The sequence below is a fragment of the Aquamicrobium terrae genome (assembly GCF_040545735.1).
Lineage (GTDB): Bacteria > Pseudomonadota > Alphaproteobacteria > Rhizobiales > Rhizobiaceae > Mesorhizobium > Mesorhizobium terrae_A.
The window spans coordinates 378,658-392,830 of the sequence record NZ_JBEPML010000001.1; the positions used below are offsets into that span (position 1 = coordinate 378,658).

Here is a 14,173-nt window from a genome sequence, read left to right on the forward strand (position 1 = left end):
TGCCTGTCCACAGCAGGCTCTGTCCGCAAAAGTCCCGTTCCGGGGTCAGAGCGCTTCCTTGGCGGCGGCGATCTTCTCGGCCAGCACTTCCTTGCCAAGCGCGCCGTAGATCACTTCCTCGCCCACCACATAGGAGGGCGTGCCGCTGACGGAGAGCTTGGTGGCCAGCTCGTAGGTCGCCGAAAGCGCCTGCGGAATGGAGGGATCCTTCATCTTGGCGCGCAGTTCGGCCTCGTCGGCACCTAGCGACAGCGCGACCTTGATGGCCTCCTCTTCCGTGGCGCGGCCTTCGCCGCTCATCAGGGCGCGGTGGAAATCGCCATATTTTTCCGGCTGCATGAGGTGGAAGGCCATGGAAACGATGCTGGCCTTCTGCGAGTCCGCGCTCAGGATCGGGAATTCCTTGAGCACGAAGCGCAGGTCGGGATCTTCCTTGGTCAGCGCTTCCATGTCGTCCATGGCGCGTTTGCAGTAGCCGCAATTGTAGTCGTAGAACTCGACGATGGTGACCTTGCCGTCCGGGTTGCCGACGACGCCGTCGAAGCTGGAATTGAAGATGGCGTCCTTGTTCTGTTTGATGGTGTCGAGATGGGCGAGGCGCTGCTGCTCCTGCTGCTTCGTCTCCAGCGCTTCCTGTGCTTCAAGCAGGACTTCCGGGTTGGCCAGCAGATAGTCGCGCACGATCTTCTCGACGGTCGCGCGATCCAGCGTTTCGGCATGGGCGGCGGGCGCGACGTCAAGGCCGCGATTGCCGGCCATGTAGCCGGTTGCAAGCAACGCAAGGCCCAGGGCCGTGGCGCCGAGCAGGCCTGTTCTCTTCATGGGGATCGTCCTTTCTGGTGCGCGGCGTGGCGCGGCATGGCGTTACTTGCGGGCAGACTTGCCCTGGTTGATGATGTCCTGCGCGCGCAGCCAGGCCGGGGAACCGGGCTTCAGCCGTGTCTGGGCACGGGCGGCGAACACGGCCGCGTCCCGATAGGCGCCGGAATAGTAGTGGCCCTCGGCCGTGGCAAGCTCGGCTTCCGCGACATTGCCGAGCATGCCCTGCGCCTGCGCGAGATAGCGATAGGCGGAGATGTTCTCGCGGTCGCGCTCCAGCCCCTTGTTGATCTGCGCCACGGCCTGCTTCACGGCATCGGGCGTGCCGATAGCCAGCAGCGCCTGCCCCTGCATGACCGGCAGCAGGCCGGACTTGGCCGGATCGAGCTGGATCGCCTTGCCATAGGCGGCGGCGGCTTCCTTCGGCCTGCCGGTCTTCATCAGGATATCGCCGCGCAACTCGTGGAAATAGGGATTGCCGGGCTGGGCCTTGACCAGCGCATCCGCCTTGCTCTGGGCGGAACGCAGGTTGCCATAGAGATAGGTGACCTGCGCGTCGCCATATTTGGCGGCCATAGTGCCGGGATTCTTGGCGATCATGCGCGAGGCCGCCGCCTGGCCCTGGGTGTAGGCCGCGATCTTGAAGCGCATCATGTCATGGCGCTGCTGCAAGGCGGCCGAATCGGCCTTGCCGTAATTCGGGCTGCGTTCGATCAGCGTTTGCAGGTTGGAGATGCGGTCCTGCGGCATGGGGTGGCTGACGCGATAGGGATCGACCCTTGCTCCCGACAGCGACAACGCGCTCTGGAAGCGCTTGAAGGTGGCGAGCATGCCCCTGCCGGACTGGCCGGTCGCATCGAGATAGGTGATGGCGGAGCGGTCGGCGGCCATTTCCTCGCCGCGCTGGTAGGACAACAGGCTGCGGCGCGCCACTTCGCTACCGCCGGTGGCAAGGCCGATGCCAGCGCCCGCCAGGCCGCGATTGTCCGAAGCGCCGCCGGCAACGATGGCGCCGGCGCCCAGGAGGCCGGCGATGATGGCCATGGTCTTGGCCCGTTCGAGCTGGTCGCGCAGCCTTTGCTGGTGGCCGCCGGCCAGATGCCCCGCTTCATGGGCGATGACGCCGATGATTTCGTTGGGCGTTTCGGCCTGCATCAGCGCGCCGGTGTTGATGAACATGCGCCGCCCGGCCACGAAGGCGTTGAAGCTCTTGTCGTTGACCAGAACGATCTGGATGCCGGCCTTGGAAAGCCCCGCGGCCTTGAAGATCGGCCGCGAATAGTCGCGCACCAGCGCCTCGATCTCGGCATCGCGGACGACCGGAACGCCCTGGGCAAAGCTCTGCGCAGTGGTCGAAGCCAGCATGGCGACGCCAAGCGTCATCGTGGCCAGCGCCTTGCCGGCCCGGACAAAAGGCCGGACGTTAATGGGCAGGTTCATCATTTCCGCTCCACTGGTAGCTGAGCCTTCGTGCGATGAAAAGGCGCCGCCGTAAAGTTCATGAACTTGTGATCCCCACAGCAATCGGGCAATTGTGCGGCGCTGCCTGCCGACCGGCGGGCCGGAACGGAACGAGGATTGGTACCAATGAATGTGTCGTCGTCGCGTCGCGGAGCGGTCGAGCCGTTCCATGCCATGGACGTTCTGGCCGGGGCGAACCGGCTGATAGCGCAGGGCATCGACGTCGTTTCGATGGCGGTCGGGCAGCCGTCCGATCCGGCTCCCGCCGCGGTTCGGCGCGCTGCCGCCGAGGCGCTGGAGCGCGGACGCATCGGCTATACGGATGCGCTCGGCCTGATGAGCTTGCGCGAAGCCATCGCGCGCCACTACGCGGAACACTATGACGTCGAGGTGTCGCCGGCCCGGATCGCTGTGACGACGGGGTCGTCGGCCGCCTTCAACCTCGCTTTCCTTGCCATGTTCGATGCCGGCGACCGCGTGGCGATCGCCGCGCCCGGCTATCCGGCCTATCGCAACATCATGGCGGCGCTTGGCATCGAGGTGGTCGAGATCGAACTGGACGGCGCTCCCTATCTGGACGCTGCCCATCTTCGAACGGCTCATGCGCAAAAGCCGCTCAAGGGCGTGCTGTTCGCCAGCCCGGCCAATCCTACCGGGGCCGTGATTCCCGAGCGCGAACTGGGCGAACTCGTCGCAACGGCCCGCGAGCTCGGCATCACCGTGATTTCCGACGAGATCTACCATCGGCTGGCCTATGGGGCGCCGGACAGGACCGCGCTTGCCTATGGCGGCGAGGTCACGGTCATCAATTCCGTCTCCAAATATTATTGCATGACCGGATGGCGCATCGGCTGGATGGTGCTTCCCGAAGAACTGGTGCGCCCGGTGGAGCGCATCGCCCAGAGCCTCTATATTTCTGCGCCGGAATTGTCGCAGATCGCGGCCATCGAGGCGTTTTCGGCCACCGAAGAGCTGGAGGCCGTCAAGGCGCGCTATGCGCAGAACCGTGAGCTGTTGATGCGCCGCCTGCCGGAACTCGGCTTTCCGCTGGCCGCGCCGATGGACGGGGCCTTCTACGCCTTCTGCGACGTCAGCCGCCACACAAACGACAGCATGGCGTTTGCCGGGCGCATGCTGGCTGAGGCGCATGTGGCGGCCACGCCGGGCAAGGATTTCGACCCGCAGCAGGGCCATCGCTACATCCGCTTTTCCTATGCCGGCAGCCATGCCGACATGATCGAGGCGCTGGCCCGCCTTGAGCGCTGGCTGAAATGACGGGGAGGCAGGGCGTGCCGGATCTTCAGGGCGTTCTGGATGAAATCGCCGCGGAAATGTCGGTGCGCACGGATCGCGGAGAGGTGGCCGCCTATATTCCGCAGCTCGCCAGGATCGATCCGGCCAAGTTCGGCATCGCGGTCGCGCTTGTCGACGGCCGGGTGTTGACGGCGGGGGATGCCGAGGAAAGCTTCTCGATCCAGAGCGTTTCCAAGGTGTTCACGCTCACGCTGGCGCTTGGCAAGGTGGGCGATGCGCTGTGGCGCAGGGTCGGGCGGGAACCCTCCGGCAATCCGTTCAATTCGATCGTGCAGCTCGAGCACGAAGCCGGCGTGCCGCGCAATCCCTTCATCAATCCGGGTGCCATCGTCGTCGCCGACATGTTGCTGGCCGGCCATCAGCCGCGCGAGGCCATCGGCGAAATCCTGCGCTTCGTCCAGTTCCTCGCCGACGATGACGGCATCGTCATCGACCATCAGGTGGCGGCATCGGAACGCGCCACCGGCTATCGCAATGTCGCGCTGGCCAATTACATGAAGTCGTTCGGCAATCTCGATCACGCGCCGGAACTGGCGCTGGGCGTCTATTTCCACCATTGCGCCATCGCCATGAACTGCCGGCAGCTTGCACTTGCCGGGCGCTTCCTTGCCGACCGGGGCCGTGGCGCCGGCGGCCATTCGGTCGTCTCGGCGGAGCGGGCGCGGCGCATCAGCGCCCTGATGCTGACCTGCGGCCACTATGACGGTTCAGGCGACTTTGCCTTCCGCGTCGGCATTCCGGCCAAGAGCGGCGTGGGCGGCGGCATTCTGGGCACGGTGCCGGGCGTCGGCTCGGTTGCGGTCTGGTCGCCGGGTCTCAACGCACACGGCAATTCGCGGCTGGGCACACTGGCATTGGAAAAGCTGGCGCGGGCGATGAACTGGTCGGTGTTCGGCGCCTGAAAAGCTCTTTGAAGCGAGATGATTTTCGGGATCATGTTCTAAACCAAAAGCCCGGCTGGAAAAGACCAGCCGGGCTTTTTTCTCAATAAAGATCAGAGTTTAGAAGAAACTCTTGCGCTGCCACCAGCCGCCGCGCTTCGGCTTTTCTTCCGCCGGGGCGGCATCCTCATTGGCAACGACGGACGAGACGACCGGTTCGGCCGGCACCTCGGCTGCGGCTACCTTGCGGCGGCTGCGGGTCGGCTTTGCCGGGGCTTCGGCGGGCTCTGCGTCCGCGGCGCCGTTCGGCAAGGGCGCATCCGCAGCCGCTTCGGCCTTGGCGGCGGGTTCTGCCGGGGCAGGCGCATCGGCTGCTTCCGCCGGAGCCTCTTCGGCCTTGGCCTTCTTGGCGCGGGTGGTGCGGCGTGCGCGCTTCGGCTTTTCCGCCGGAGCCTCTTCGGCCGGCGCGGGAGCTTCCTCTGCTTCGGCAACGGCTTCCGCTTCCGCCGGCGCTTCGGGTGCCGGGGCCTCGGCCACTTCCGGCTGGGTATCGGCGACAACCTCTTCCGTCACAGCGACCGCTTCTACGGCCTCGGCGGTCTCGCCGTCGGCCTGGGCGTCTTCGCCATTGCGGCTGCGGCGACCGCCACGCTTGCCGCGACGGCGCTTCTTGGACTGGGCATCGTCCGCCTTGGCCGCCTCGCTTTCGGAGGTGGCATCCTCCTCGTCGTCGTCGCTTCCGGTTTCGTCCGCGTCTTCCGACAGGCTGTCGGCGCCAGCTTCATGGGTCTGTTCGCCATGCTCGCGATCACGCCCGCCACGACGACGGCGGCGACGGCGGCGCTTGCGGTCGCGCTGGCTTTCGCCCTGGGCCTCGTCGCCTTGGGCGACGACGGCTTCCTCGACGTCCTCCTCTTCGACGATGATCTCGTCGTCGAGCTCGTCGTCATCGGCAAAGCCGGTCTGCGGCCGGATCTCGACAAAACCTTCCGGCTTTTCGGCGATCGCGCCGCGCGAGATGACATAGTGCTGCGAGGCGGTGCTTTCATCGGCCTCGACGGTAACCAGCACGCCGAAACGCTTCTCCAGCTCGATCAGCGTGCTGCGCTTGTGATTGAGCACATAGAGCGCCGTGGTGGCCGGGGTGCGCACGGTGATGTGGTGGCGTGAATCCTTGAGCAGGAATTCCTCGATGGCGCGAACCACCATCAGCGCAACGGAGGAATCCGAACGGACATGGCCGGTGCCGCCGCAGTGCGGGCAGGGCTTCATCGTCGATTCCAGAACGCTGGCGCGGATGCGCTGGCGCGACATTTCCAGGAGGCCGAAATGCGAGATGCGGCCGACCTGAATGCGGGCGCGGTCGTTCTTGAGATGCTCCTTGAGCCGCTTTTCGACGGCGCGGTTGTTGCGGCTCTCCTCCATGTCGATGAAGTCGATGACGATCAGGCCGGCCAGGTCGCGCAGGCGCAACTGGCGGGCGATCTCCTCGGCCGCTTCCAGATTGGTGTGCAGCGCCGTCTCCTCGATGGAGTGCTCCTTGGTGGAGCGGCCCGAGTTGACGTCGATGGAAACCAGCGCCTCGGTCTGGTTGATGATCAGGTAGCCGCCGCTCTTGAGCGTCACCTGCGGCTGCACCATGCGGTCGAGCTGACCCTCGATGCCGGAGCGTACGAAGATCGGCGTGGTGTCGCGGTAGGGCTGGACGACCTTGGCATGGCTGGGCATCAGCATGCGCATGAAGTCCTTCGCCTCGCGATAGCCCTCCTCGCCGGCGACCAGCACCTCGTTGATGTCCTTGTTGTAGAGGTCGCGCACCGAACGCTTGATGAGCGAGCCTTCCTCGTAGACGAGGGCAGGGGCCGTGGACTGGAGCGTCAGGTTGCGGACATTTTCCCACATCCGCATCAGATATTCGTAGTCGCGCTTGATCTCGGCCTTGGTGCGGCTTTCGCCGGCCGTGCGCAGGATGACGCCCATGCCTTCCGGCACCTCGAGATCGGTCATGATCTCCTTCAGGCGCTTGCGGTCCTGGGCATTGGTGATCTTGCGGGAAATGCCGCCGCCGCGTGCGGTATTGGGCATCAGCACCGAATAGCGGCCGGCCAGCGACAGATAGGTGGTGAGAGCCGCGCCCTTGTTGCCGCGCTCTTCCTTGACCACCTGGACCAGCAGAATCTGGCGGCGCTTGATGACTTCCTGGATCTTGTACTGGCGGCGCGGCGGCTTGCGGCGGTTGCGGGCCTCTTCCAGCGCGTCTTCGGCGCCGACCGATTCGACCTCATGGTCGTCGCCATTGGAGGAAACGACTTCCTCGACGGTGCCGCGGTCGCCGTTTTCATGCTCGGCCTCGGGCGCGGCGCCCTGCTCGGCAACCGGCTCCGATATCACGTCGGTTTCGATGGCGGCCGCGATGGAGGAAGGCTTGTCGCCGGAAGCTTCGGTTTCCTCGCCGGATTCCGCCTCGTCGGCTGCCTCTTGCGCTTCACCGGCCTCGGCTTCGCCCTGCGCATCTTCCTCGGCCTGGTCGGCCAGATCCGTCAGCTCGACGGAAACGGAAGCTTCTTCCTCGGTGCCAGCAGTGTCATCGGCTTCGGTCTCGTCAGCGTTTTCGTTGCTGGCGGCTTCGACGCGATTCGTTTCCTCGCCATGGTCGCGGGCCTTGCTGCCGCGCCGGCGGTTGCGCCGGGAGCGGTCGCGCTCCTTGCGTTCCTCGCCGCCATGGTCCTCGTCGTGATCGGCCTGGGCGTCCTCGGCCTCGGCGGCCAGCAGCGCCTGCCGGTCGGCGACCGGGATCTGGTAGTAATCGGGATGGATTTCGGAAAAGGCGAGGAAGCCGTGACGGTTCCCGCCATATTCGACAAAGGCCGCCTGAAGCGAAGGTTCGACCCGCGTCACGCGGGCGAGATAGATATTTCCTTTGAGCTGCTTCTTGTCCTGGGATTCGAAATCGAATTCTTCAATGCGGTTACCGCGAACGACGACGACCCGCGTTTCCTCCGGGTGGGAGGCATCTATAAGCATCTTGTTGTTGGGCATTACTGCGTTTCCTCCCGGCAGCCGCCCGCGCCGGGCAGCCGGGCCATGCCCGCCGCTGCCGGTTCGAATGGGTGAGGGTGCCGGATAATTGTATGTCCCTGTGCTGTCCTCGAAGCGCAATGGCGGAACCGCCCGCTGCCGTTATGGCGCGGTGGGGTGCGGACCTTTCCATGATGGCGCTCGAAGGCATTTTGAGCCAGTGGACCTCTTGAACCAAAGCCCGGAAACCGGACCAGCTTGTTTGCTCTTGACCAGAGCCGGCCGGGCAGACCCGAGCCGTTTTCCTGAACGCAGACAACTCCCCGCCACGGGTTCATGCCTGCGAAAACCTTTTGTGACCAACCGCGAACCCATCGTCTCCGCGCGGAGGCTGCCGACTTTCGCCGTAATGCAGCGCGCTACGATAGGACGGTTCCGAGATTGCGGTAGTCCACCGCTGCTTTTAAGATTTGGCGAGGTGGAAGGCAACCCTGTTTTCGGATGCCGGCAAATAGGCCTTACGTCGGGTAAGGTCGCTTCTGAAAAGGCTTGGTTAACCTTCTCTGGCTACGAACTGTTAATCGAATTGCGTCGTATCGGCGCAACGATCAACGACAGGCAAAGCCGCCGCAATGGAAGCCACGCGTTACGATATAGGGTCGAATGCGCCAGCCGGCAAGGTGGCGGGCCTGTGCCGCCGCTTTGGCGCCGCCCTCATGCTGCTGGTGTTCCTCGCCGGACTGCAATGCCTGCTGCCGGCGCCGGTGCTTGCCGCCGATGGCCTCACGGCGACGGAATACAAGATGGCCGGCGACGCGACGCGCATGCGCATCGTGCTCAATTTCGACGGCGAGCCGTCGCCGCACTGGTTTCTGCTGCGTGCGCCGCACCGGCTGGTCATCGACCTGCCTTCGACCGAGATGAAGATCGCCACCGCCGACCTCAAGGCGAGGGGGCTGGTGGCGGGCGTGCGCTACGGCAAGACGGGCGAGGGCAATTCCCGCCTGGTCATTTCCGGCAAGGGGCCCTTCCTCGTCGACCGGCTCGACGTGCTCGAGAACGAGGACGGCGCAGGCCATCGTCTCGCGGTGGAAATTTCGGCGGCATCCGACCGTCAGTTCGAGGAAGCCCTTGCCGAACAGGCCCTGACAACCGCCTCGACGGTGGCGGGCGACAAGGGCGACCGCAGGGCCAAAACACCGCTGCGCCGGTTCACCGTCGTGCTCGACCCCGGTCACGGCGGCGTCGATGGCGGTGCGGAAGGCATCAGCGGCACGCAGGAGAAAGAGGTTACGCTGGCCTTTGCGCGTGAACTCAAGGCGAAGCTCGACGCCACCCGCAAATATGACGTCATGCTGACGCGCGACAGCGACGTCTTCCTCAGGCTGGACGAGCGGGTACGCATCGCGCGCCAGAACGAGGCAGATCTGTTCATCTCCATCCATGCCGATACGATCCGGCTGAAGGGCATTCGCGGCGCCACCGTCTATACCGTGTCCGACAAGGCCTCGGACGCCGAGGCGCAGGCCTTGGCCGAGCGCGAGAACCTTGCGGACCAGTTGGGCGGCATCGAGGTGAAGGTGGACAGCCCCGAGGTGGCCGACATCCTCTTCGATCTCATCCGCCGCGAGACCCATTCCTTCTCGATGAGCTTCGCCAATACGCTGGTGGGGGAACTGTCCACCACCGTCGGCCTGATCAACAATCCGCACCGCTTCGCCGGCTTCAAGGTCCTGCGCGCGCCCGACGTTCCCTCGGTTCTGGTGGAGCTCGGCTACCTCTCCAACCCGGAAGACGAGGCGCAGCTCATCAACCCGGAATGGCGCGACAAGGCAGCCTCCAGCATCATCAACGCCATTGCCGCCTTCGCTTCGGCCAAGGCGGCGGCGGGCGGCTGATGCCGGTTTCCGTTGCAAGGCGGCGTTGCAAGCGCACAACACAGTGCGATATTGTGGGCCTCTTCGAGAATCGAGTTTGCCCGTTGCCGCATTTTACCCACATCAGGGCGACAATGGTTCCCGATCTAGGACCTCCCAGGAGCCTTGCGCGCACCGTCGCGCCCATTGGGGAGGCGGCGGACTCTCGGACGGAGCGGGCATGATTCGGCTTATCGGCTATTTTTTCGGCATCGGCACAGCGCTTGCCCTGCTGGTTGCGGGCGCCGTGGCCCTTTATGTCGGGAATCTGGCGAAGGACCTGCCCGACTATGAGGTTCTGGCCAAGTACGAGCCGCCGGTAACGACGCGAATCCACGCCTCGGACGGCTCGCTGATGGCCGAATATGCGCATGAGCGGCGCCTTTACCTACCGATCCAGGCCGTTCCGGACCGCGTCAAGGCCGCCTTCCTGTCGGCCGAGGACAAGAATTTCTACAATCACCCGGGCATCGACCCGACCGGCTTGGCCCGCGCCGTCGTTACCAATTTCCAGAACATGGGCTCGGGCCGCCGCCAGGTCGGCGCCTCGACCATTACCCAGCAGGTGGCGAAGAACTTCCTGCTCACCTCGGACCAGACCTACGAACGCAAGATCAAGGAAATGATCCTGTCGTTCCGCATCGAGCAGGCCTATCCGAAGGACCGCATCCTCGAACTCTATCTCAACGAGATCTTCTTCGGCCTCGGCGCCTATGGCGTGGCGGGCGCGGCGCTGACCTATTTCGACAAGTCGGTGAGCGAGCTGACCACGTCGGAAGCCGCCTATCTGGCGGCACTGCCCAAGGGGCCGTCCAACTATCATCCGTTCCGCCACACGGACCGGGCCATCGAGCGCCGCAACTGGGTGATCGACCAGATGGCCGAGAACAACTACATCTCGCGCGACGAGGCCGCCAAGGCCAAGGCCGAGGGGCTCGGCGTCAAGCCGCGCCGCAACGGCACCTATCTGTTCGCCGGCGAGTATTTCACCGAGGAAGTGCGCCGCGAGATCATCGCCCGCTACGGCCAGACCGCGCTCTACGAGGGCGGGCTTTCGGTGCGCACCACGCTCGACCCCGAGTTGCAGCGCGTCGCCCGCAAGGCGATGCAGACCGGCCTCATCAAATACGACACGCTGCGCGGCTATCGCGGGCCGGTAACGACCATCGACGTTTCCGGCGACTGGGGCGTGCCGCTGGGCGAGGTCAAGAACCTGGACGATGTTCCCGAGTGGACCCCGGCCGTGGTGCTGGAAAGCTCCGATTCCGGCCTGCGCATCGGCCTGAAGCCGGCGCGGCAGGTCTCCGGCGATCTGGTCAAGGAGCGTGTGGAGGCCACGGTCAGCAAGGAAGACATGTCGTTTGCCATGCGCCATGTCGTCGACGGCAAGCTCGTCAAGGCGAAGTCGCCGGCCGATGTGCTGAAGCCAGGCGACGTCATCTTCGTCGAAAAGCGCGAGGATTCCGAGAACGCCTACAGGCTGCGCCAGTTGCCCGAGGTCAGCGGCGGCATGATCGCCATGGACCCCCATACGGGCCGTGTGCTGGCCATGGTGGGCGGATTCTCCTACGCCCAGTCCGAGTTCAACCGCGCCACCCAGGCGATGCGCCAGCCCGGTTCCTCGTTCAAGCCGATCGTCTACGCGGCGGCGCTCGACAATGGCTATACGCCGGCTTCCGTGATCATGGACGGCCCGATCACCATCCAGAGCGGCAACACCACCTGGACGCCGAAGAACTATGACGGCCGCGCCGCCGGCCCGTCCACGCTGCGCTCCGGCATCGAGCGCTCGCGCAACCTGATGACGGTGCGGCTGGCCAACGACATGGGCATGAAGCTGGTGGCCGAATATGCCGAACGCTTCGGCGTCTACGACAAGCTGGCGCCCTATCTGCCGATGTCGCTTGGTTCGGGCGAGACGACGGTGATGCGCATGGTGTCCGCCTATGCGATCATGGCCAATGGCGGCCGCTCGATCAAACCGTCGCTCATCGACCGCATCCAGGACCGTTACGGCAAGACCGTGTTCCGCCATGACGATCGCGGTTGCGAAGGGTGCAATGCCAGCGAATGGCAGGACCAGCCCGAGCCCGAGCTGATCGACAATGCCGAGCAGGTGCTCGACCCGATGACCGCCTACCAGATCACCTCGATGATGGTGGGCACGGTGCAGCGCGGCACCGCCGCCACGGTCGCCGAGCTCGGCCGCCACATCGCCGGCAAGACCGGTACCACCAATGACGAGAAGGACGCCTGGTTCATCGGCTATACGCCGAACCTGGTTGTCGGCCTCTATATGGGCTTCGACAAGCCCAAGAGCCTTGGCCGCGGCACCACCGGCGGCGGTCTTGCCGCCCCGGTCTTCAAGGACTTCATGCGCGTGGCGCTGGAAGGCACGCCCAATGTCGACTTCAAGGTGCCGGACGGCATGAACCTCGTCTCCATCGACCGCAAGACCGGCATGCAGGCCAACCCCGGCCAGCCGGGCACGATCGTCGAGGCTTTCAAGCCCGGCACCGGCCCCGCCGATTCCTACTGGGTCATCGGCATGGGCGAGGACGGCTCCAACGGCTATGGGGAGGCACTGTCGCCGCAGGCCAACCAGGCCATCCAGTCCGGCGGCGGCGGCCTTTACTGACCGGCATCCCGGCAGCATCATGCGGTTGGGCAGGCCATGCGCCTGCCCATTTCGCTTTACAGGCGTGGCCCTGCTGCCTATGTATCGCGCCAACCAATCAAATCACCGTAACAGCCAAGGGAACAGCGCCCGCCATGCGCGCCGAAACGCAGAACATCGTCGATGAAATCAAGCAGGCCATAAGCCTGCTGAGGAGGCATCTTTGACTGGGATCAGGCCCTGAAACGACTGGAGTACCTGAATGTCCTGGCGGAAGATTCCAGTCTCTGGAACGATCCGCAGGAAGCCCAGAAACTGATGCGCGAGCGCCAGAGCCTCGAGGACGGCATCGGCGCGGTGAAAAGCCTGACCCAGGCGCTCGAAGACAATCTCGAACTCATCGCCATGGGTGAGGAAGAGGGTGACGACAGCATCGTCACGGAGGCGGAGGACGCCCTGCGTTCCATGCGCGGCGAGGTCAAGGCCAGGCAGGTCGAGACCCTGCTTTCGGGCGAGGCGGACACCAACGACACCTATCTGGAAATCCATGCCGGCGCGGGCGGCACCGAGAGCCAGGACTGGGCCTCGATGCTGCTGCGCATGTACACGCGCTGGGCGGAACGCCGCCGTTTCAAGGTCGAGGTGCTGGAAGTCCACGAAGGCGAAGAGGCCGGCATCAAGTCCGCCACCGTGCTGATCAAGGGTCATAATGCTTATGGCTGGATGAAGACGGAATCGGGCGTGCACCGTCTCGTGCGCATCTCGCCCTATGACAGCAACGCGCGCCGCCACACCTCCTTCGCCAGCGTATGGGTCTATCCGGTGATCGACGATTCGATCGTCATCGAGATTCCGGAATCGGAAGTGCGCATCGACACTTATCGCTCGTCCGGTTCAGGCGGCCAGCACGTCAACACCACCGATTCGGCGGTGCGCATCACCCATATCCCGACCGGCATCGCGGTTGCCTGCCAGGCGGAACGCTCGCAGCACAAGAACCGCGCCAAGGCGTGGGAGATGCTGCGCTCGCGCCTTTACGAGGAAGAGCTGAAGAAGCGCGAGGCCGCGGCCAATGCGACCGAATCCTCCAAGAGCGACATCGGCTGGGGCCATCAGATCCGCTCCTACGTGCTGCAGCCCTACCAGCTTGTGAAGGACCTGCGCACCGGGGTGGAATCGACCAGCCCTTCGGACGTGCTGGACGGCGATCTGGACGAGTTCATGGAAGCGTCCCTGTCGCACCGCATCAGCGGCAGCGAGGGGGCGGTGGTAGCCGATCTGGACTGAGTGGATGGCGGCCCGAGTGGCCGCCGTTTTTGTCCGGGGAGGTTCCGTATTTCGCCGTATTTTGTGTTAGAAGGGGCCGGAAGGGGTCAAGAGGCGCTTCGCGCGTCGCAGCTTATGAGGGACAAATCCTGATGAAGACCAGAACCGTGATCGCCATGGCCGTCGTTGGCGCGCTTGCAGCAGCCTGCACGACGGATCCTTATACCGGCCAGCAGAAAATCTCCAACACGGCCGGCGGCGCGGGCATCGGTGCTTTGGCGGGTGCGGCACTCGGCACTTTGGCCGGCGGTGACGACCGCCGCAACGCGCTGATCGGCGCGGGCGTGGGTGCGCTCGCCGGTGGCCTGGTCGGCGCCAAGATGGACCAGAACGAGGCCGAGCTGCGGGCCCAGTTGCAGGGCACGGGCGTCAGCGTCACCCGCGTCGGCGACCAGATCATGCTCAACATGCCGTCCGACATCACCTTCGGTGTCGACCAGGACGCGGTGCGCGCCGACTTCTATCCGGTGCTGAACTCCGTGGCGCTGGTGCTGCGCAAGTACAACCAGACGCTGGTCGATGTTTACGGCCACACCGATTCGACGGGCAGCGACCAGCATAATTTCGACCTGTCGCAGCGCCGTGCGCTGTCGGTGGCAAACTATCTGGCCGGGCAGGGCGTCGACCAGCGCCGCTTCGCCGTCAGCGGCTTCGGCAAGACCCGGCCGATCGCCAGCAACGCGACCGCCGATGGCCGCGCCCAGAACCGCCGTGTCGAAATCCAGCTTTCGCCGCTCACCTGATCGCGGCACCGGAACCGGCAACAAAAATGGGCGGGTTTCCCCGCCCTTTTTGTTGCCTGGTCGGGTGGATTCGACCGC

The 14,173-nt window shown here is 64.9% G+C and carries 9 protein-coding genes; 6 read left to right on the forward strand and 3 right to left on the reverse strand.

The features are described 5' to 3' along the window. Positions 1-45: 45 nt before the first annotated feature. The gene (locus tag ABID37_RS01800) at positions 46-822 is read right to left on the reverse strand and encodes a DsbA family protein (RefSeq protein WP_354192268.1); all 777 of its coding nucleotides are present in this window, start codon (positions 820-822) and stop codon (positions 46-48) included. Between the two features lie 42 nt (positions 823-864). After that, complete coding sequence (locus tag ABID37_RS01805; protein ID WP_435521518.1) at positions 865-2,259, reverse strand: M48 family metalloprotease; 1,395 nt, start codon at positions 2,257-2,259, stop codon at positions 865-867. 147 nt (positions 2,260-2,406) lie between these two features. Between ABID37_RS01805 and ABID37_RS01810 the strand changes: the two genes are divergently transcribed. Beyond that, the gene (locus tag ABID37_RS01810; protein ID WP_354192271.1) at positions 2,407-3,555 is read left to right on the forward strand and encodes a pyridoxal phosphate-dependent aminotransferase; all 1,149 of its coding nucleotides are present in this window, start codon (positions 2,407-2,409) and stop codon (positions 3,553-3,555) included. Beyond that, a complete protein-coding gene (locus ABID37_RS01815) occupies positions 3,552-4,496 on the forward strand; it encodes a glutaminase (protein ID WP_435521519.1) in 945 nt (314 codons plus the stop codon). Before ABID37_RS01810 ends, ABID37_RS01815 begins: the two co-directional genes overlap by 4 nt. A 99-nt stretch (positions 4,497-4,595) precedes the next feature. On the opposite strand, the gene ABID37_RS01820 is transcribed toward ABID37_RS01815, so the two are convergent. Then, positions 4,596-7,514, reverse strand: coding sequence for an Rne/Rng family ribonuclease (locus ABID37_RS01820; RefSeq protein WP_354192273.1), 2,919 nt, complete (start codon positions 7,512-7,514; stop codon positions 4,596-4,598). Positions 7,515-8,125: 611 nt separating this feature from the next. Between ABID37_RS01820 and ABID37_RS01825 the strand changes: the two genes are divergently transcribed. The 4 genes from ABID37_RS01825 (at position 8,126) to ABID37_RS01840 (ending at position 14,095) form a co-directional block, all read left to right on the forward strand. Then, positions 8,126-9,391 carry an N-acetylmuramoyl-L-alanine amidase gene (locus tag ABID37_RS01825; RefSeq protein WP_354192275.1) on the forward strand — a complete coding sequence of 422 codons (1,266 nt, stop codon included), beginning with the start codon at positions 8,126-8,128 and terminating at the stop codon, positions 9,389-9,391. Between the two features lie 199 nt (positions 9,392-9,590). Continuing rightward, positions 9,591-12,047 (forward strand): penicillin-binding protein 1A, encoded by a 2,457-nt coding sequence (locus ABID37_RS01830; protein ID WP_354192276.1) that lies wholly within the window; start codon positions 9,591-9,593, stop codon positions 12,045-12,047. Positions 12,048-12,181: 134 nt separating this feature from the next. After that, a protein-coding gene (gene prfB / locus ABID37_RS01835) for a peptide chain release factor 2 (protein WP_354192277.1) occupies positions 12,182-13,313 on the forward strand; the annotation gives its coding sequence in 2 pieces (ribosomal slippage) (positions 12,182-12,247 and positions 12,249-13,313; 1,131 coding nt in all). Positions 13,314-13,444: 131 nt separating this feature from the next. Continuing rightward, a complete protein-coding gene (locus ABID37_RS01840; RefSeq protein ID WP_354192279.1) occupies positions 13,445-14,095 on the forward strand; it encodes a YiaD family glycine zipper/OmpA-like lipoprotein in 651 nt (216 codons plus the stop codon). Positions 14,096-14,173: the final 78 nt, after the last annotated feature.